We start from the raw sequence: 18,261 nt of genomic DNA, 5'->3' as shown, positions 1-18,261 counted from the left end.
GGAAGCGGCATCCGAGATGTGAGAACACGTGTGCTCCCTACCCCCGCGTCGCCTCCTCCAACAGGTAGAGCGCGTGCTCGAACGGGCGCCCGGTGGCGTTGCGCAGGCCCATCTCGCACGTCCGGTTGCCGGAGACGTACGCGTCCACGGGCGCCTCGCGCTCGATCGCCTCGAGCCCCTCGCGCTCGTCCCGCGTGGCGGACTCGACGAGCTCCGGGTGCAGCAGCCCGCGGTCCCCGGCCGTGCCGCAGCACGTGGCGCCCGGCGGGATGAACGCCTCCTCGGCGCCGAACCGCGCCACCTCGAGGAGGTCCTCGATGATCCCGAGGTGGGACATCGAGCACGTCGGGTGCACTGCCACCCGGCCGTGCGCGGCGCTCGCGGTCAGCTCCGGCAGCAGCTCGCGGCGCGTCCACGTGATGATGTCCTCCACGCGGACCTGCTCGAACCGCTCCCTCGCCTCGCCCTCGAGCTGTCCCGGGACCTCGGCGAGGACGCCGTGGGTGCAGCTCGCGGCGTCGAGCAGGACGGTGAGGCGACCGCCGTCGGACCACCGCCAGAGGCTCTCCGCGAGCCGCTCGGACATCGCCTTCTTGGCCGCCGCGTACCCCTTGGAGCTGAACGGCGTGGCGCAGCAGTTCCCGGCCGCGTCCTCGGGGATCGCCACGGGCTTCCCTGCGCGGCGGGAGAGCTCGACGACGGTCTCCGGCAGGCCCGGGCCCTCCCCGTCCCGCCCGAAGATCCGGTTGATGCAGGCCGGCATGTAGACGGCCGCCGCCTCCTCGGCCGGCGCCCCGGCGGGCAGCGCTCCCCGGCGGGCGGGCGGCAGGCCCTCGCGCGCCGTCGGGACGAGGTCCTCGGACATGACCTTCCGGACCGCCTCGGTCACGGCCCCGAGGAGCGCCGTGCCCCTCTCCGCGCCGAGGAGGCGGGACGCGATGCCCGCCGCCCCGAGGCCGGCCCGGGCGGACGCCTCGACGAGCGCCCAGTTCCTCGCGAGCAGCAGCGCGGCCTTCTCCGCCGCGTCCGTGGCCTCGCGGGCGCGCAGCTCCTTGACGAGCTCGCCCGTGTCGATCGAGACCGGGCACGCCACCGCGCAGGTGCCGTCCGCGGCGCACGTGTCGAGGCCGTCGTACTGGTACTCGTCCTGGAGGGCCTCGAGCACGGGCGAGCCCTCGGGCTGCCGGGCCATCTCGCGCCGCAGGACGATCCGCTGGCGCGGTGTCACGGTGACGTTGCGGGAGGGGCAGACGTTCTCGCAGAACCCGCACTCGACGCAGTCCGTGGCCGCGGCCTCGATCTGCGGCACGGACTTGAAGTTGCGCAGGTGCACGCGCTGGTCCCGGGTCAGCTTGATGTCCGGGGCGAGGATGCCGTGGGGGTCGATCAGGTCCTTGACCCGCCACATGAGCTCGAACGCCTGGGTGCCCCACTCGCGCTCCACGAAGGGCGCCATGCCGATCCCCGTGCCGTGCTCGGCCTTGAGCGAGCCGTCATACGTGCCGAGGATGAGGTCCGCGAACTCCTCCATGAACACGGCGTACGCCTCGACGTCCTCGGGCGTCTCGAACCGGGGCGTGAGGAAGAAGTGGAGGTTGCCGAACGCCGCGTGGCCCATGACGTAGTCCGGGTGCCCGTGGCGGCGCAGCAGCTCCATGAGGTCCTTGGAGGCCTCGCCGATGCGGGACGGCGGCACGCAGAGGTCCTCCGTGATGAGCGCGGAGCCCTGCGGCCGCTGCTTGCCGAGCAGGGCGAACAGCCCGCCGCGGATCTCCCACGCCTGTGCGATCTCGGCCGCGTCCCGGGTGAAGCGGAGCTCCTCCGTGAGCTCCGCCTCCGCCAGCACGTGCTCGACGGCGGCGATGCGCTCGTCCAGCCCGGCGTCGTCGTGCCCCGAGACCTCCACGAGGAGGGCGGCCGACTCGTCCGGGAGGTCCGCCCAGGAGGCCGGGGCGCCCTCGAAGTTGCCCACGGACTCGCGGAGCACGGGCGCCACGAGGAGCTCGCACGCGTCCGCGCCGGCCTCGACGATCCGGTGCACGTAGCCGGCGGCCTGCTCGATGTCCGGGAGCATGACCCACGCGACGGCCTGGCGGGTGGCGAGCGGCTGGGTCTTGAGCACGGCTTCGGCGAGGAAGCCGAGCGTGCCCTCGGCGCCCACGACGAGCCGCTTGAGGATCTCGCTCGGCGAGTCCCCGTCGAGGAACGCGTCCAGGCGGATGCTGTTCGTGTTGCGGATCGTGTACTTGTGCCGCAGGCGCTCCACGAGGTCGGAGTCCGCGCGGATCTCGTCCCGGAGGGCGGTGAGGCCGCGGACGAGCTCCGGCTCGGCGGCGGCGAGGCGCTCGTCCGCGTCCGGGGCCTCGGTGTCCAGGACGTAGCCGGAGGGCAGGACGATCGTGGCGTCCACCATCGAGTGGTAGCTGTCCTGGGCCACGGTGCAGCGCATGCCGCCGGAGTTGTTGGAGACGGCGCCGCCGATGGTCGCGATGGACATCGAGGCCGGGTCCGGGCCGAACTTGCGGCCGTGGAGCGCGAGCATGGTCCGGACTCCGGAGAGGACCTCGCCGGGGCGGGCGCGGAGGTTCTCGCCCTCGAGGCGCATTCCGCGGAAGTGGGTGCGGACGTCCACGAGGATGTCGTCCCCCTGGGACTGGCCGTTGAGGGAGGAGCCGCCCGAGCGGAACGTCAGGTGACGGCCGTGCTCGCGGCAGTAGGCGAAGAGGCGCGCGACGTCGTCGGCGCTGCGGGGAGAGACGACCGCCTGCGGGTGGAGGCGGTAGGGGCTCGCGTCCGAGGCGAAGCGCACGAGGTCCAGGGCGCGCGTGCGGACCTGCTCGGGGCCGAGCGCCTCGGCCAGGCCGCGCGTCAGGTCCTCCGGCGTGCCCCCGGCGAGCTCCTCGGGGAAGCGGTCGGGCTGCACGCCGCCGCCCGGCGTCCCCTCCGCCGCTTCAGGCCGTCCGATTCTCCGCGCGTTCTTCTCCAAGAGCCGTCCCATGCCTCCCACGCTACGCGCAGAGCGTTGCGCACGTCACAGTGTTTCCATATACTGAACGAGCGGTCAGTAATTCGCCGCACGACCGGGCGCGCCCTGAGGCGCCCGGGCTGTCGAGAAGAGTGAGGAACCATGACTGAGCGCAACGCGACCCCGCTGCGCAGCGTCCCGGAGGCGGAGGTCTCGCCCGAGCAGGCGGCCCACGACGCCGAGGGGCAGGAGCTGTTCGACCGCATCATCGCGGAGGACTCCCGGATCGAGCCCCGCGACTGGATGCCCGCCGCCTACCGCAAGACCCTGCTGCGCCAGATCAGCCAGCACGCGCACTCCGAGATCATCGGCATGCAGCCGGAGTCCAACTGGATCACCCGCGCGCCGAGCCTCAAGCGCAAGGCCATCCTCATCGCCAAGGTCCAGGACGAGGCCGGCCACGGCCTCTACCTCTACTCGGCCGCCGAGACGCTCGGCCAGGGCCGCGACCAGATGATGGAGGACCTCATCGCGGGCAAGGCGAAGTACTCCTCGATCTTCAACTACCCCGCGGTGACGTGGGCGGACATGGGCGCCATCGGCTGGCTCGTGGACGGCGCCGCCATCTGCAACCAGGTGCCGCTCTGCCGCGCCAGCTACGGCCCCTACGGCCGCGCGATGGTCCGCATCTGCAAGGAGGAGTCCTTCCACCAGCGCCAGGGCTTCGAGATCCTCCTCGAGCTCTCCAACGGCACCCCGGCCCAGAAGAAGATGGCCCAGGACGCCGTCAACCGCTGGTACGCGCCCGCGCTCATGATGTTCGGCCCGCCGGACGAGGACTCGCCGAACTCCAAGCAGTCCATGGCGTGGAACATCAAGCGCTTCTCCAACGACGAGCTGCGGCAGCGCTTCCTCGGCATGATGGTGGAGCAGGCGAAGGTGCTCGGCCTCACCCTCCCGGACGAGGACATCCGGTACAACGAGGAGACGGGCAAGTGGGAGCACGGCCCGCTCGACTGGGACGAGTTCAAGAACGTCCTCAAGGGCCAGGGCCCGTGCAACGCGCAGCGCATGGAGCGCCGCCGCGAAGCCCACGCGGAGGGCGCGTGGGTCCGAGAGGCGGCCGCAGCGTACGCCGCCAAGCAGGCACAGAAGGAGTCCGCAGCGTGACCCAGCATGAATCCTGGCCTCTCTGGGAGGTCTTCGTCCGCTCCTCGCGCGGCCTGTCCCACGTCCACGCGGGCTCGCTCCACGCGCCGGACGCGGACATGGCCGTCCGCAACGCCCGGGACCTCTACACGCGGCGCAACGAGGGCGTCTCCCTCTGGGTGGTGCCGTCCGACGCCGTCGTGTCCTCGGATCCGGACGCCAAGGGGCAGTTCTTCGAGTCCCCCAAGGGCAAGGACTACCGCCACGCGATGTACTACACGAAGAGCGAAGGCGTGAAGCACCTGTGAGCGAGCAGACCGAGCAGAAGGCCCCCCGCACGGTGGGCAACGGCGAGGTGAGCCTCGGCCTCAAGGACGAGGGCTCCACCGGGGACTCCGCGGCCTCCGCCACGCGCATCACCCCCGGGTTCGCCCTGCGCCCCGAGGACATCGCGGTGCAGAAGGAGAAGCCGAGCGAGGACGTGGCGCTCTACGCGCTCGGCCTCGGCGACGACGCCCTCATCCTGGCCCAGCGCCTCGCGCACTGGGTCTCACGGGCGCCGGAGCTCGAGGAGGACATCGCGCTCGGCAACATCGCCCTCGACAACCTCGGCCACGCCCGCAGCCTCCTCACCTATGCGGGCCACGCCTGGGGCAAGACGGAGGACGACCTCGCGTACCACCGGGACGAGGAGGAGTTCCGGTCCGTGCACCTCGTGGAGCACCCCAATGGCGATTTCGGGCGCACGATCGCGCGCCAGCTCGTCATGAGCGTGTACCTCAACGCGCTCTACACCCGCCTCATGCAGAGCACGGACCCGACCCTCGCCGCGATCGCCGCCAAGGCGGTCAAGGAGGTGGACTACCACCGGGACCACAGCGTGCAGTGGACCCGCCGCCTCGCCCTCGGCACGGACGAGTCCCGCGAGCGCTTCGTCCACGGCCTCGAGCTCACGTGGCCCGCCGTCGAGGAGCTCTTCGAGGACGACGACCTCACGCGCCGCCTCGCCGAGGAGGGCGTCGCCGTCCTCCCGAGCAGCCTGCGCGAGCCCGTCCTGGAGGAGCTCCGCGAGGTCCTCGAGGGCGCCGAGGTGGAGGTCCCGCAGGTCCCGTCCTCGCTCGGCGGCGGCCGCAGCGGACGCCACTCGGAGAACCTCGGCTACATCCTGGCCGAGATGCAGGTGCTGGCCCGCCGGCACCCCGACGCAACCTGGTGAGGTGACCTGAGATGACTGCCCCGAGCGCAGCCGACACCCGGCTCTGGGAGGTGGCCGCGACCGTCGTCGACCCCGAGATCCCCGTGCTCACGATCGAGGACCTCGGGATCCTGCGGGACGTCCGCGGGGACGACGACGGCGGGGCTGTCATCACCATCACGCCGACCTACTCCGGCTGCCCGGCCATGGAGACGATCACCGCGGACCTCAAGGAGGCCTTCCGGAAGGAGGGGCTCGGCGAGCCGGACGTGGAGCTCGTCCTCTCCCCGGCGTGGACCACGGACTGGATGACCGAGGAGGGCCGGGCGAAGCTCGAGGAGTACGGCATCGCGCCGCCCACGGGCAAGGCGGCGGCGGGGCCCGTCGCCGTCGGCATGGCCGTCAAGTGCCCGCAGTGCCACTCGCTCAACACCCGGGAGATGTCCCGGTTCGGCTCCACGAGCTGCAAAGCCCTGTACGTCTGCCAGGACTGCAGGGAACCCTTCGACTACTTCAAGGTGCTTTAGATGACTGAGCAAGCCACGTCCAAGCGGCGGAGCACGTTCAACGAGCTGACCGTGTCCGAGGTCCGCTCGCTCACGCCGGACTCGATCGAGGTCACGTTCGCGGTCCCCGCGGAGCTCGCCGAGGCGTACAACTACGTCCCGGGCCAGTACGTGGCGCTGCGGAAGGACATCGAGGTCCACGGCGAGACGAAGGAGCTGCGCCGCTCCTACTCGATCTGCGCGGCTCCCACCGTCCACGAGGACGGCACGGGGGAGGTCCGCGTGGCCATCAAGCGGGACCTCGGCGGGCTCTTCTCCAACTGGGCCAACGACCACCTCAAGGCCGGCGACGTCATCGACGTCATGAGCCCCACGGGGTCCTTCGTCTCCAAGCACGAGATGACGTCCCTCAACAACCCCGAGGGCCTCGCGGAGGACGTGCTCGCCAAGGACGAGGACATGTTCGTGGCCGTGGCGGCCGGCTCCGGCATCACGCCCATCATGTCCATCACGCGCACGCTCCTGGAGAAGAACTCCTCCGCCCGCGTGGACCTCGTCTACGCCAATAAGTCCGCCACGGACGTCATGTTCCTCGAGGAGATCGCGGACCTCAAGGACCGGTACCCCTCGCGGTTCGCGGTGCACCACGTGCTCTCGCGGGAGCAGCGGATCTCGCCCCTGCTCACGGGCCGGATCGACGAGGAGAAGATCCAGACCCTCCTCGGCAGCGTCATCCGCACGGACCTCGTGGACGAGTGGTTCCTCTGCGGGCCGTTCGAGCTCGTGCAGCTCGTCCGGGACACCCTCACGGAGAAGGACGTCCCGGAGGAGAAGGTCCGGTTCGAGCTCTTCACCACCGGGCCGAGCGCCGGCCGGGTCGAGGGCCAGCGCGGCCGCGCCGTGGAGGACACGGACGGGCCGTCCTTCCAGATCGACTTCAACCTGGACGGGCTCCAGGGCACCGTCAAGAGCCCCAAGTCCGCGCGGGAGACCATCCTCAACGCGGCGCTGCGGGCCCGCCCCGACGTCCCGTTCGCCTGCGCCGGCGGCGTCTGCGGCACGTGCCGTGCCAAGCTCGTCGAGGGCGACGTGGACATGGAGGAGAACTACGCCCTCGAGAAGGACGAGATCGAGCGCGGCTACGTGCTCACGTGCCAGTCGCGCCCGACGACGGACAAGGTGCTCGTCGACTACGACCAGTAGCGGCGCGGCGGCGGGCTGAACCCGGCCCGGCAGTGCGGCTAGAGGCTGCGCCCGGTCCGGCTGTGCCGCTGCAGGTCCGGCCGCCGTCGTCGCCCGCCGGCCCCTTGCCCCACGCCCGAGCCGAGACCTCAGGAAACCCCAGGAGACCGCATGATCGAGCTGACCCATTCCGGCCGCGTGGCCGAGATCGTCCTCAACGCGCCCGAGCGCATGAACGCGCTGGGAGAGGAGGACATCGCGGAACTGACCCGCGCGTTCGAGTCCCTGTCCGGGCGGATCGAGTCGGGGGACACCCGCGTGGTCTTCCTCCGCGCGAAGGGGCGCGCGTTCTCGGCCGGGCGGAATCTCAAGAACCTCGAGCCGGGCGCGGAGGACACGGGCTCGTACCTCACCGAGCACGTCATCCCGCTCATGCGCACGATGTCCGAGCTGCCCGTGCCCATCGTGGCCGCGGCCCAGGGCGCCACGCTCGGCGCGGGACTCGGTGTGCTGGCCGCGGCGGACGTGGTCTACGTGGCGGAGAACGCCAAGCTCGGCTCGCCGTTCGGTGCGCTCGGGCTCATCCTCGACTGCGGCGGGCACTGGCTCTTCGCCACACGGCTCGGGACGCAGCGGGCCATGGACCTCATCCTCACGGGCGAGTTCATGTCCGGTGCCGAGGCCGTCCAGGCGGGCCTCTTCTCGCGGGCGGTGCCGGCCGAGGAGCTCGAGGCGTTCGCCCGCGAGCGCGTGGAGCGGATCGCCGCCGGGCCGGCCAAGGCGTTCGCGGCGTCCAAGCGCGTGCTCGGCGAGATCCGGGACAAGTCGCTCGGGTTCTGGGACGCGCTGCAGATGGAGAGCGACGAGCAGGTCGAGCTCGCCGACACCCACGACTACCGCGAGGGCCTCGCCGCCTTCCAGGAGAAGCGGACGCCGTCCTTCGAGTAGGGGCCTGCCTCACTCTCCTTCTTTCCCTCCTTCCTCGGGTCCCTCCAGTCCCTCGTCTTCAGCTCCTCGTTTGTTGCGAGTTGGAGGAATGAGCCCTCTCTTTCCTCCAACTCGCAACAAACGAGGAGAGAGGAGGAGGGGACGGCCGGAGCAGCCGGGGCCGGTGCCGGACCCTTCACCGGGTCAGCAGGTTGACCCCCAGGGCCCCGAGCACGCCGCCGACCACGCCCAGCACCACCGCCGGCACCGCGATGAGCAGCAGGACCCGCGAGCGCGGCGCCGACGTCCCGGCCGCCACGAGGGCCACAGCCTGGCTCGGCACCGTGAGCGGGCCGAGCAGGCACAGCCCCGGCACGCCATACCGCCGCAGCACCCGCGCGAGCTTCGTCTCCTCCCGGCCCTCCACGGCGCTCGGGGAGAAGCGGTGCCCGCGCCCTTCTTCCGCGAGCCGAGCACGACGACGCTGCCACCACCCCCGCACCGTCTTCCCGAACACGGTGCAGAGGCTCACGGCGAGCAGGTTTCCCGCGATGCCGGCCGCGATGCTGAGCGGGGCCGGGATGCCGAGCAGCGTTCCGACCATCGCGCTGAGGAACGCCTCGACGAACGGCACGGCGCCGAGCACGATGAGCATGAGCCACTGAAGCACAGGGCTGAGGCCGCCCATCCAGTGGTGGATGTCGGAGATGAAGCCGTTGAGGACCATGGTGCCGCCCGGGGGATGCGAGAGATGCAGGGTGCACTCAATCTACTCCCTGGTATGTGATGCGGCACACATTCTTCGTCAGCGGGGTCCGAGTTGAAGTCAGCGGGGCGGTCGTCTCTGCCCCTTGCTCTGCCCGGCGCCCCTCGTCTGTTGCGAGTTGGAGGAATGGGCCCGCTCTTTCCTCCAACTCGCAACAGATGAGCGCTATGAATGGGCCACGTCGAGCACGGCGATCTGCGCGGTCTTGCCCTGGCCCTCGAGCCACACCTGGTCCCCGAGCTCGAACCCGAAGGAGCGCAGCCGCTCGATTGCGGCGCGGTTCCGGGCATCCGGCTCGGCGATGATGCGGCGCGACCCCGTGCGGGCCACCACGGCCGGGGCGAGGACGCCGAGGAGCGCCGTCGTCAGCCCCGGGTCGCCGCCCGAGGGGGAGGCGCTCGCCGGGGTCTCCTCGCGCGGGGCCACCATGAGATGGACGCCGAGGTCGCCGGGGCGGGACGCGTAGGCCTCGCCGACCTCGTCATGTGCGGGGTCATAGGTCTGGAAGACAGCCACGTCGTGCCCGTCCAGGCTGATGACGTAGGCGTGGTGCGTCGGGGAGTCCCCGATCCACGCATAGATGTCCCGGATCTCCTCCAGGCCCTTCGGCTCCATGCCCCAGAATCGCGCCCGGGACTCGCGGGTCCAGCGGTGGACGGTCTCGGCGTCGGACGCGGGGTCCAGCGGCCGGATGGCGAAGCCGAAGCCGAGGGGCTCCGGGGCGGGGAAGTGCTCGTGCACGGTGATGCTCCTTGAAAGGTCGGGATCGGGTGGAGTGGGCGGCGAAAGCGGGGCGGAACGGGAAGGGCGGCTGGTTGGAAAGGCGGGGTTGAACGGAAAGGGCGGCTGGTCGGAACGGCGGATGGAACGGTAAGGGGCGGGAAGGACGGGGTCAGGAGGAGGCCGCCACGGGGAAGAGCCGGCCGGCGGCCCAGGCCGAGGTCTGGTCGCCGGAGTGCGGCGAGTCGAGCCGCCCGCTCGCGCCCCACGGGATGACCCACGCGGAGCGCTCGGGCGCGCCGACGTCCCACAGCACCCTCGCCACCGGCGCCCGCAGGCACGCGTCCGCGACGCCCGGGATCGAGCCTGCGGAGAGCACGGCCTGCGCGTCGCCGCCCACGCCCACCGGCGCCGGCCGCGGTTCCGCCGCCGCGGACGTCACAAGCGGAACGGCCAGGTGCGTCTCGCCCCACGTCCTCCGCACGGACTGCTTCTCCGCGAGCACGACGACGGCCTGCCGTGCCGCCTCCGCCGCGTCGAACCCGAAGAGGTCGGCCCGGGCGAGAACCCCGGGCAGCGAGAGGCCGATCCGGACCAGCGGGTCCAGCCACGGGGCGAACAGCTCTCCGCCGACCGGGCGCAGGCCGCTCTCCTCGAACAGCGAGGCGAAGGCGGGCAGCCCCGCCACGATCCGCACGAGCTCGTGTCTCCACGCGGCGACCTCCCCGGCCGCCTCGGAGTCCGCCTCGAACCGCCCGTCCCACGCGAGCAGCCGCTGACGCAGCGCCTCCGTCGCCTCGCCGACCGCCTCGACGGACTCGCCGACCGCCTCACCGACCTCGCCGACCCCCTCGACGGCCTCTCGGTCTGCCGCGGGTGCGGAGTCTGACGGGCTCACCGGGCCCCCGAGCAGGGCCCGCACGAGCGAGCGCAGCTCGGCGTCGAGCGTGTCCGCCGCGATCCCCGCCGCGTCCTCTGGCCGCACGGGGCCGGCCTCGCACAGCCCGTGAAGCAGCTCCCGGATGCGCAGCGCCCGCTGCGGGGAGCAGTACGTCCAGCCGAGCCGGGGTCCGTCCGCCTTCCTCTCGTTCGCCGCGGCCTCGGGGGCGTGCAGGGGCCGGACCTCGAACTCCTCCCACCCGGCGGCCTCGAGCTCGCCGGGGGAGAGGGGTCGCGCCCGGGCCTCGGGGTCCAGTCGGGGAACCCGCCCGGCGGTGAAGCGCACGGCGGACCCGGCGGCGTCGGCGGCGAGGACGTCGTCGACGGGATCGGTCCAGGCCGCGAAGGCCTCCGCCACGTCCTCCGTGCTGCGGGCCGTGAGCAGGGCGAGGCTCGTGCCGAGCCCGCCGTCCCCGATCCGGTCCGCGCTCCAGGCGAGTCCGAGCGGCCCGTGCGCGTCGTGGGCGACGACGGGCCAGCCGCCGTCGTGCTCCCGCCCGCACGGCCCGCCGTCGTCGTCGCCCGGAGCGGAGCGCGCCGGGCTCTCGAAGCCGGCCCCCGGCCCGAGGCGCACGAGCGGCTGGGAGTCCGCCATGGCGTTGGTGACCGCCCAGGCCGCCGAGGGCGTCTGGCCGAAGTGCGGGACGCCCGGGAACCCGGGGAAGGCGAGGCCGTCCGCCTCGATGCCCGGCGCGCGGAGGCGGACCTGCTGGTAGGGGCCGGGCCATTCGAGGAGGCGGTGGGGGTCGGCGCACAGGAGGGGCCGCCCTGTGCTCGTGAGGCTGCCCGGGACGAGCCAGGCGTTGCTGCCGGAGGTGAGGACCGGGTCGGAGAGGAACGCCCGCGCCCGCTCCTCGCCGAGCGCGGAACCGGCCTTGAGACGCCAGAGGCTCTCGGGGAAGGCGCCGAAGAGCAGGTGCGCCAGCAGCATCATGCCTACCGGCGTCCACTCCTCCCACTCCGGCGCGGGCAGCGCGGCGCCCCGGGAGAGCGGGTCCCCGGCCAGCCCTGCCGCGAGGTGCTCGTTGACTCCGCGGGCATAGGCGGCGCAGTAGTCCCGGGCGCGGGGCTCGGCCCGCTCGAGGCAGCGCCGCGCGATGCCGGGGAGGTCCACGGCGGAGACGAGCTCGTCGAGGCCCCGGTGCTCAGCCCCCAGCGCCTCCTCCGCCAGGCCGCCCAGCCGCCACGCGTCCACCGTGAGCTGCCAGGCCCGGTCCTGCGCGGTGGCGGCGCCCTGGCCGAATGCGAGCCCCTCCGGGCCGTCGGCGGTCACGGTGGGAATGCCGAGACGGCAGCGGTTCACGGAGATCTGCACGGGAGAGTCTTTCGGAGCGTGAGGAGGTGTTGAGGGTAGCCTTGCCTAAACAAATAATTGGAGCATAGCATTGTTGCGTTATTGCATTCACGGGAAGGGGAATGGATGAGTCCGCGCTGGGAGCGCCTCGTGGTCAGGGCCATGGGGTCGAAGCAGACCGTGCTCACGGTGCTGGATCGCGAGCAGGTGAGCGGGCACTTCCTGCGCCTCCTCGTCGACTGCGGCGGCCTGCTCGCGGAGACGGACATCCACCCCACCATGTGGCTGCGCCTCTGGTTCGAGGACGCGGGGCGCCCGCACCAGCGGGCCTTCACGCTCGTGGACCCCGACCCGGAGACCGGCCGCGCGTGGCTCGAGTTCGCCCTGCACGACGGCGTGGCGGCGGACTGGGCCCGCGCGGCCCAGCCGGGCCAGACCATCGAGGCCTCGCTCCTCGGCAGCCGCTACGACTGGGACGCGGACGCCCCCGGCACGGACGAGTGGGCCTCCACCCTCGTCGCGGGGGACATGGCCTCCCTCCCTGCCGTGAACTCCCTCCTCGACCGCCTCGGCGAGACCCCCGTCACCGTCCTCCTCGAGAGCGTGCACGACGACGACCCAGCCGTCCCCGTCCGCCTCAAGGACCGCCACGAGCTCGTCCGCTGCCTGCCCGGCGGCCGCCGCGTGGAGGACGAGCTGCTCCGCCGGGCCGGCCGCGGCGACCAGCGCGTCTGGGTGGCGCTCGAGGCGGCCAAGACCCGCGGCGTGGTCAAGCGGCTCCGCTCCGAGGCGGGCCTTGCGAAGAAGCAGGTCTCCGCGCTCGGCTACTGGAGGGCGGACGCGTGACCATCCGCCTCCTCGCCTCGCTCTACACGGCGCAGTTCATCGGCGTCGGCTTCCTGACCGTCGGCCTGACTGCGATCCTCCGCCAGGAGGGCGTGAGCCTCGCCTCGCTCGGGCTCATCCAGCTGCTCGGCCTCTTCTGGCCGCTCAAGTTCCTCTGGGCGCCGCTCGTGGACCGGCTCTCGCCGCGGGGCCGCGCCGGCCACTACCGCTCCTGGCTGCTCGTGCTGCAGTCGGGCATGGTGCTCTCGCTGCTCGGCCTCGCCTTCTTCTCGCGTCCGGGGGAGCAGCTCGGGGCGCTGTCGGCCGTCGTCGCGCTCTTCGTGGTCATGAGCGCCACCCAGGACATCGCGGCGGACGCGATCTCCGTGCGCGGCCTCGAGGGGCGGCTGCGGGACATCGGCAGCTCGATCCAGGTCTCCGCGAGCTACCTCGGCAACCTCGTGGGCGGCGCAGGCGCCGTGGTCATCGCAGACCGCTGGGGCCTCCCGGCGGCGGCCCTCTTCCTCGCGGGCGCGACGGCGCTCGTCCTCGTCCCGGTCTTCCGCTACCGCGAGCCTGAGCTGGCCGCCGCCGAGATCGGGGCCGGCGGGGCGGCGCCGTGGCGCAGGGACTTCTGGGGCGTCTTCCGGGACCCCGCCTGCCGCAGGTGGTGCCTCGCGGTCATGCCGCTGCTCTACGCCGGGGCGGCCGGTGTGTACTCGCTTGTGACCCCCGCGCTCGGGGACGCCGGGCGGAGCCTCTCGGAGATCGGGCTCATCACGCTGACGTGGGCCTCGATCCCGGCCCTGCTCGCCGGACTTCTTGCCGGACAGGTGGACGCTCGGCTCGGCCGGCGGGGCGGCATCGTCCTCGGCAGTCTGCTCCTGGCCGGAGGCGCCGCGGCGCTGACGCCGGTCTTCACGGGCGGCGGGACCCTCGTCGGGTCCGGCGCGGGCGTGGCGCTGCTGCTCTCCGGCTACACGATGCTCAACGTGACCGTCTACACCCAGGCGCTGCGCTTCGCCCGCCGGACGCACGCGGGCTCCGACTTCACCCTGCTCACCTGCATCCCGCTCGGCCTCTCGTTCCTCTCGGCGTGGGTTGCGCTCACCGTGGCGCAGGGTGCGGGCTACACCGCCTCGGCGTGGATCATGACCGCCGTGGCCCTCTGCGGCAGCGGGGCCGCGTTCCGGATGCTGGGCCGCCCGGCGGAGGGCCCTTCGCCTGCTTCCCCGGCCACCCCTGCCCCGGCCTCCCCTGGATTTGTGGCGCGTTCCGTGCATTCTGACGCCTGAAATCGCACGAAACGCGCCACAAACGGAGAGCGGCGGGGAGTGCGGCGGGCCCTCGCCGGCTACCAGCTCGGGCCGGGGCCGTCCTCGAACACGATCGACGTCCGCGCGTCCACGATTCCCGGCAGCGGCTGGATCCGCTCGAACACGATCCTGCGCAGGTCCGCCGAGTCGCGCGCGCGGATGAGGAGGACGACGTCGAACTCGCCGCCCACCAGCGCGTAGTGCTCGAGCTCGTCCAGCTCCAGGAGGGCGCTCTTCAGCTCGCGCCACGCTGACTGCCGGACCTTGAGGAAGACGTAGGCGCTCTCGGGGCGGCCGGCCTTGGACGGGTCCACCACCGCCCGGTACCCCGTGATGACCCCGGCCTCCGTGAGGCGGGTGAGCCGTGAGTAGGCGTGCGAGCGGGAGATGTGGACCGCCTCGGCCAGCGCGGAGACGGAGAGGCGGCCGTCCGCCCGGAGCTCGCGGAGGATCGCGAGGTCGGTCTCGTCGAGGGGGCTGTGGTCCATGCTGTGGCGCGCCGTCCTTTCCGTTCCGGAAGCCGTTCTGCGCTGATTCTATCCTCTGACGCGCATTCTGACCTCCGCATGGGCTCTGTGCGGACATTCCGTCCTCGATTCACCCCTCGAGTGGAAACGATTGGCGCACCAAAAGCAGAATGAACCTAACAAAATTGCGTGTCGTGTGCGTCACACCCCAGCGAGACCGCCGCCACACGTGCAGACCCCTGAGGATTGGAGCACCATGCCTCACGAGCCACAGCCTCACCCGGCGGACGCGCCGTCGCCCGAGGGCACGGAGACCGCAGCCCCCGAGGGCGCCAGCGCTCCGGCCGCCCCGGAGAACACCGAGGCCCCGGAGCCCCAGGCCTGGAAGCAGTTCGGCATCACGGCGGAGGACTACCTTCTGCCCGCCCGCGGCCAGATCCGCATGATCAGCCCCGAGGGGCGCCTGCTGCCGGAGAACGAGCAGGGCACCGAGCCCGGCCACGAGTACCCGATCCCCGCGGACGAGCACCTGCTCGCGGCGTACGAGGCGCTCGTCGTCGGCCGCAGGGTCAACGACCAGAACTCGGCGCTCGTCCGCCAGGGCCGCATGGCCGTCTACCCGAGCAGCCACGGCCAGGAGGCCTGCCAGGTCGCGGCCGCGCTCTGCCTCGGGGAGAACGACTGGATGTTCCCCACCTACCGCGACTCCGTGGCCGTCATGACCCGCAAGGTCACGCCGCTGGAGACGATGACGCTCTTCCGCGGCGACTGGCACGGCGGCTACGACCCGCAGCAGTACAAGGTCGGCATCCAGTCCACGCCGCTCACCACGCAGCTGCTCCACGCCGTCGGCGTGGCCCACGCGGCCAAGCTCAAGGGCGAGGGCACGGTGGTCCTCGCGATGTGCGGCGACGGCGCCACCTCCGAGGGCGACTTCCACGAGGCCCTCAACTTCGCCGCCGTGTACCGGCTGCCCGTGATCTTCTTCGTCCAGAACAACCAGTACGCCATCTCGGTGCCGCTCAAGGCGCAGACGGCGGCGCCCTCGCTCGCGCACAAGGCCGTCGGCTACGGCATGGCGGGCGAGCGCGTGGACGGCAACGACCTCGTGGCCCTCCTCGCCGTCCTCGAGCGCGCGGTCTCCCTCTGCCGCGCCGGCCAGGGCCCGCTCCTCGTCGAGGCGCAGACCTACCGCATGCAGGCGCACACGAACGCCGACGACGCGACCCGCTACCGCGAGGACTCCGAGGTCCAGGAGTGGGCGCCCAAGGACCCGGTCCTCCGCGCCCGCGCCTATCTCACCGAGCGGGGACTGCTCGACGCCGCCGCCGAGGCCCGCATCAAGGACGCTGCGGAGAAGACCGCCGCCGAGCTGCGCGAGGGCATGAACGCGGACCTCGAGCCAAACCCGGAGGAGCTCTTCGACTTCGTCTACAGCCAGAAGACCCCGCAGATGCGGGAGCAGCAGGAGATGCTCCGCGAGGAGCTCTCCCGCGAGCAGCACGCGTCAGAGCAGGCCGGCACCGTCGCGGGCGGCGCCGAGCACGGAACGGAGGCCTAGGCCATGGCACAGACCACCTTCGCGAAGGCCCTCAACACGGCGCTCGCGGACGCGATGGAGGCGGACCCGTCCGTCGTCGTGTTCGGCGAGGACGTGGGGCGCCTCGGCGGCGTCTTCCGCATCACGGACGGCCTCCAGGCCCGGTTCGGCGAGCAGCGCTGCTGGGACTCGCCGCTCGCCGAGTCCGGCATCATCGGCACGGCGCTCGGCATGGCGATGAACGGGCTGCGGCCCGTCGTCGAGATGCAGTTCGACGCGTTCGCGTACCCCGCGCTCGAGCAGATCTTCAGCCACGTGGCCAAGATGCGGAACCGCACGCGCGGCAAGCTCTCCGTGCCGATGGTCATCCGCGTGCCGTACGCGGGCGGGATCGGCGGCGTGGAGCACCACTGCGACTCGTCCGAGAGCTACTACGCCCACACGCCCGGCCTCAAGGTGTACACGCCCGCCACTGTGCAGGACGCCTACACGATGCTCCGCGAGGCCATCGACTCGGACGACCCCGTGGTCTTCTTCGAGCCGAAGAAGCTCTACTGGTCCAAGGCCGAGGCCGAGCTCGAGCACACCCCGCAGCAGGGCGCCGCGCCGAACGAGGGCAAGGCCGTCGTGGCCCGGGAGGGCACGGACGCCACGCTCATCGCGTACGGCCCGTCCGTCCCGACGGCGATGGCCGCCGCCCAGGCCGCCGAGGCCGAGGGGCGCAGCCTCGAGGTCGTGGACCTGCGCAGCATCGTCCCCCTCGACGACGCCACGATGACCGCCTCGGTCCGCAAGACCGGCCGCGCCGTCGTCATCGCCGAGACGCCCGGCTTCGCGTCCGTGGCCAGCGAGATCACGGCGCGCGTGCAGGAGCGCGCGTTCCACTCGCTGCGCGGGCCGGTGCTGCGCGTGACCGGATTCGACATCCCGTACCCGGCGCCGAAGCTCGAGGAGCACTTCCTCCCGAGCGTGGACCGCATCCTCGACGCCGTCGACTCGCTCCAGTGGGAGGACTGAGATGAGCCAGGTATTCATGCTCCCGGACCTCGGCGAGGGCCTCACCGAGGCCGAGGTCTCGCAGTGGCTCGTGGCCGTGGGGGACACGGTCGCGGTGGACCAGCCGGTGGTCGAGGTGGAGACGGCCAAGGCCGCCGTCGAGGTCCCCTCGCCCTTCGCGGGCACCGTGGCGACCCTCCACGGCGAGCCCGGCGAGACCCTCGAGGTGGGGTCGCCGCTCATCACCATCGCCAAGGAGGGCGAGGCTGCTCCGGAGGCCTCCGCACCCCGGGACTCGGCCGCGCCCGCGTCCTCGTCCGCCTCCCCGTCCGACCGCCCCGAGGTGGCCACCTCCCCGTCCGCCGAGGCGGCTGCGGCCCCCGGCCCGTCCGACGACAACGGCGGATCCGGCGCCGTCCTCATCGGCTACGGCACCCCGGGCGGGGCAGCGGCGTCCCGGCGGCGCCGGGCCCCGCGCTCGGCTGCGCCGGTCTCCGGTTCCGGCGCCTCTGCTCCTGAGAACGACGGCGGTGGCGCCGCCTCCGGCGAGAGGCGTGCCGGAGCCGATGCGCCGCGCGTCTCGAGCCCGCTTGTGCGCAAGCTCGCCCGGGACAACGGCGTGGCCGTGGCGAGCCTGACGGGCAGCGGCCCCGACGGCCTCGTCCTGCGCGCCGACGTGGAGAAGGCCATGCAGTCCGCGTCCGCGCCGGCAGCCGCGTCGGGTCCGGCCACCACGTCGGGGCAGGGAACCGCCGACCCCCGCACGGGCCTCGGCGTCGCCGAGCGCACCCCGGTCAAGGGAGTCCGCAAGGCCGTGGCCGAGGCGATGACGCGCTCGCGCCGCGAGATCCCGGAGGCCACCGTCTGGGTGGACGTGGACGCCACGCGGCTCATGAAGCTCCGCGCCTCGCTCAAGGAGCAGACCGGCTCCGCACCAGGGCTGCTCGCGTTCGTCAGCCGGTTCGTCCTCGCGGGCCTCGAGCGGCACCCCGAGCTTGCGATGAGGATCGAGGAGACGGACGGCGGCAGCGAGATCGTCAGGTTCGACGGCGTCAACCTCGGCTTCGCCGCGCAGACGGACCGCGGCCTCGTGGTCCCGTCCCTCGAGCGCGCGGACCGGATGAGCGCCGCGGAGCTGGACGCGGCCCTGCGGGACATGACCGCCAAGGCCCGCGAGGGCAGGTGCACGCCCGCCGAGCTCACGCGCGGGACCTTCACGGTCAACAACTACGGGGTCTTCGGCGTGGACGGCTCGGCCGCCATCATCAACGCGCCGGAGGCGGCCATCCTCGGCCTCGGCCGGATCGTGGAGCGCCCCTGGGCCCACAAGGGCAAGGTCAGGGTCCGGCAGGTCATGGAGCTCACCCTCTCCTTCGACCACCGCGTGTGCGACGGCGGCGCGGCCGGCGGCTTCCTCCGCTTCGTGGCGGACTGCATCGAGAATCCCAAGGCGCTCCTCGCCCACCTGTAGGCG

General features: G+C 72.4%; 16 protein-coding genes. 11 read left to right on the top strand and 5 right to left on the bottom strand.

Annotated elements, in window-relative coordinates; translation table 11 throughout:
• Window positions 1–37: 37 nt before the first annotated feature.
• Window positions 38–2,998 (bottom strand): FAD-binding and (Fe-S)-binding domain-containing protein, encoded by a 2,961-nt coding sequence (locus H9I38_RS06380; protein ID WP_226337921.1) that lies wholly within the window; start codon window positions 2,996–2,998, stop codon window positions 38–40.
• Between the two features lie 129 nt (window positions 2,999–3,127).
• Between H9I38_RS06380 and paaA the strand changes: the two genes are divergently transcribed.
• The 6 genes from paaA (at window position 3,128) to H9I38_RS06350 (ending at window position 7,945) form a co-directional block, all read left to right on the top strand.
• On the top strand, window positions 3,128–4,135 hold the full coding sequence (gene paaA, locus H9I38_RS06375; RefSeq protein WP_226337920.1) for a 1,2-phenylacetyl-CoA epoxidase subunit PaaA: 1,008 nt from the start codon (window positions 3,128–3,130) through the stop codon (window positions 4,133–4,135).
• Entirely contained in the window at window positions 4,132–4,422 is a 291-nt protein-coding gene (gene paaB / locus H9I38_RS06370; protein ID WP_226337919.1) for a 1,2-phenylacetyl-CoA epoxidase subunit PaaB, read from the top strand. Before paaA ends, paaB begins: the two co-directional genes overlap by 4 nt.
• On the top strand, window positions 4,419–5,330 hold the full coding sequence (paaC, locus tag H9I38_RS06365) for a 1,2-phenylacetyl-CoA epoxidase subunit PaaC (RefSeq protein WP_226337918.1): 912 nt from the start codon (window positions 4,419–4,421) through the stop codon (window positions 5,328–5,330). Before paaB ends, paaC begins: the two co-directional genes overlap by 4 nt.
• 11 nt (window positions 5,331–5,341) lie before the next feature.
• A complete protein-coding gene (gene paaD / locus H9I38_RS06360) occupies window positions 5,342–5,836 on the top strand; it encodes a 1,2-phenylacetyl-CoA epoxidase subunit PaaD (protein ID WP_226337917.1) in 495 nt (164 codons plus the stop codon).
• Complete coding sequence (gene paaE, locus H9I38_RS06355; RefSeq protein WP_226337916.1) at window positions 5,837–7,018, top strand: 1,2-phenylacetyl-CoA epoxidase subunit PaaE; 1,182 nt, start codon at window positions 5,837–5,839, stop codon at window positions 7,016–7,018.
• Between the two features lie 150 nt (window positions 7,019–7,168).
• Entirely contained in the window at window positions 7,169–7,945 is a 777-nt protein-coding gene (locus tag H9I38_RS06350) for an enoyl-CoA hydratase/isomerase family protein (RefSeq protein WP_226337915.1), read from the top strand.
• A gap of 175 nt (window positions 7,946–8,120) precedes the next feature.
• On the opposite strand, the gene H9I38_RS06345 is transcribed toward H9I38_RS06350, so the two are convergent.
• The 3 genes from H9I38_RS06345 to H9I38_RS06335 all read right to left on the bottom strand — a co-directional run bounded on the left by H9I38_RS06345 (window position 8,121) and on the right by H9I38_RS06335 (window position 11,664).
• Entirely contained in the window at window positions 8,121–8,651 is a 531-nt protein-coding gene (locus H9I38_RS06345; protein ID WP_226337914.1) for a hypothetical protein, read from the bottom strand.
• Between the two features lie 204 nt (window positions 8,652–8,855).
• Window positions 8,856–9,431, bottom strand: coding sequence for a GNAT family N-acetyltransferase (locus tag H9I38_RS06340; protein WP_226337913.1), 576 nt, complete (start codon window positions 9,429–9,431; stop codon window positions 8,856–8,858).
• A 151-nt stretch (window positions 9,432–9,582) separates the two neighbouring features.
• Complete coding sequence (locus tag H9I38_RS06335) at window positions 9,583–11,664, bottom strand: penicillin acylase family protein (RefSeq protein WP_226337912.1); 2,082 nt, start codon at window positions 11,662–11,664, stop codon at window positions 9,583–9,585.
• A 105-nt stretch (window positions 11,665–11,769) separates the two neighbouring features.
• Here H9I38_RS06335 and H9I38_RS06330 point away from each other — a divergent pair, with 105 nt between their 5' ends.
• Both H9I38_RS06330 and H9I38_RS06325 read left to right on the top strand, forming a co-directional pair.
• Complete coding sequence (locus H9I38_RS06330; RefSeq protein ID WP_226337911.1) at window positions 11,770–12,489, top strand: siderophore-interacting protein; 720 nt, start codon at window positions 11,770–11,772, stop codon at window positions 12,487–12,489.
• Complete coding sequence (locus tag H9I38_RS06325; protein ID WP_226337910.1) at window positions 12,486–13,763, top strand: MFS transporter; 1,278 nt, start codon at window positions 12,486–12,488, stop codon at window positions 13,761–13,763. The genes H9I38_RS06330 and H9I38_RS06325 overlap by 4 nt, the downstream gene beginning before the upstream one ends.
• Before the next feature lie 59 nt (window positions 13,764–13,822).
• Here the strand turns inward: H9I38_RS06325 and H9I38_RS06320 are convergent, their stop codons facing one another.
• The gene (locus tag H9I38_RS06320) at window positions 13,823–14,272 is read right to left on the bottom strand and encodes an Lrp/AsnC family transcriptional regulator (protein WP_226337909.1); all 450 of its coding nucleotides are present in this window, start codon (window positions 14,270–14,272) and stop codon (window positions 13,823–13,825) included.
• Window positions 14,273–14,507: 235 nt separating this feature from the next.
• Here H9I38_RS06320 and H9I38_RS06315 point away from each other — a divergent pair, with 235 nt between their 5' ends.
• Genes H9I38_RS06315 through H9I38_RS06305 form a run of 3 tightly spaced genes read left to right on the top strand, consistent with a single transcriptional unit; the run spans window position 14,508 to window position 18,258 of the window.
• Window positions 14,508–15,812 (top strand): thiamine pyrophosphate-dependent dehydrogenase E1 component subunit alpha, encoded by a 1,305-nt coding sequence (locus H9I38_RS06315; RefSeq protein WP_226337908.1) that lies wholly within the window; start codon window positions 14,508–14,510, stop codon window positions 15,810–15,812.
• Window positions 15,813–15,815: 3 nt separating this feature from the next.
• Window positions 15,816–16,808 carry an alpha-ketoacid dehydrogenase subunit beta gene (locus tag H9I38_RS06310; protein WP_226337907.1) on the top strand — a complete coding sequence of 331 codons (993 nt, stop codon included), beginning with the start codon at window positions 15,816–15,818 and terminating at the stop codon, window positions 16,806–16,808.
• 1 nt (window position 16,809) lies between these two features.
• Entirely contained in the window at window positions 16,810–18,258 is a 1,449-nt protein-coding gene (locus H9I38_RS06305; protein ID WP_226337906.1) for a dihydrolipoamide acetyltransferase family protein, read from the top strand.
• The last annotated feature ends 3 nt before the right edge of the window (window positions 18,259–18,261 follow it).

It is taken from the genome of Arthrobacter sp. UM1 (assembly GCF_020483305.1).
GTDB lineage: Bacteria > Actinomycetota > Actinomycetes > Actinomycetales > Micrococcaceae > Falsarthrobacter.
The sequence above is the reverse complement of the archived record's forward strand: the minus strand, read 5'-3'. Positions and strand labels throughout refer to the sequence as shown.

What these genes read in the sequence shown, in the direction of transcription:
- H9I38_RS06380 (WP_226337921.1), bottom strand. Translation starts at nt 2,998, where the DNA reads ATGGGACGGCTCTTGGAGAAGAACGCGCGGAGAATCGGACGGCCTGAA.
- paaA (WP_226337920.1), top strand. Translation starts at nt 3,128, where the DNA reads ATGACTGAGCGCAACGCGACCCCGCTGCGCAGCGTCCCGGAGGCGGAG.
- paaD (WP_226337917.1), top strand. Translation starts at nt 5,342, where the DNA reads ATGACTGCCCCGAGCGCAGCCGACACCCGGCTCTGGGAGGTGGCCGCG.
- paaE (WP_226337916.1), top strand. Translation starts at nt 5,837, where the DNA reads ATGACTGAGCAAGCCACGTCCAAGCGGCGGAGCACGTTCAACGAGCTG.
- H9I38_RS06350 (WP_226337915.1), top strand. Translation starts at nt 7,169, where the DNA reads ATGATCGAGCTGACCCATTCCGGCCGCGTGGCCGAGATCGTCCTCAAC.
- H9I38_RS06345 (WP_226337914.1), bottom strand. Translation starts at nt 8,651, where the DNA reads ATGGTCCTCAACGGCTTCATCTCCGACATCCACCACTGGATGGGCGGC.
- H9I38_RS06330 (WP_226337911.1), top strand. Translation starts at nt 11,770, where the DNA reads ATGAGTCCGCGCTGGGAGCGCCTCGTGGTCAGGGCCATGGGGTCGAAG.
- H9I38_RS06320 (WP_226337909.1), bottom strand. Translation starts at nt 14,272, where the DNA reads ATGGACCACAGCCCCCTCGACGAGACCGACCTCGCGATCCTCCGCGAG.
- H9I38_RS06315 (WP_226337908.1), top strand. Translation starts at nt 14,508, where the DNA reads ATGCCTCACGAGCCACAGCCTCACCCGGCGGACGCGCCGTCGCCCGAG.
- H9I38_RS06310 (WP_226337907.1), top strand. Translation starts at nt 15,816, where the DNA reads ATGGCACAGACCACCTTCGCGAAGGCCCTCAACACGGCGCTCGCGGAC.
- H9I38_RS06305 (WP_226337906.1), top strand. Translation starts at nt 16,810, where the DNA reads ATGAGCCAGGTATTCATGCTCCCGGACCTCGGCGAGGGCCTCACCGAG.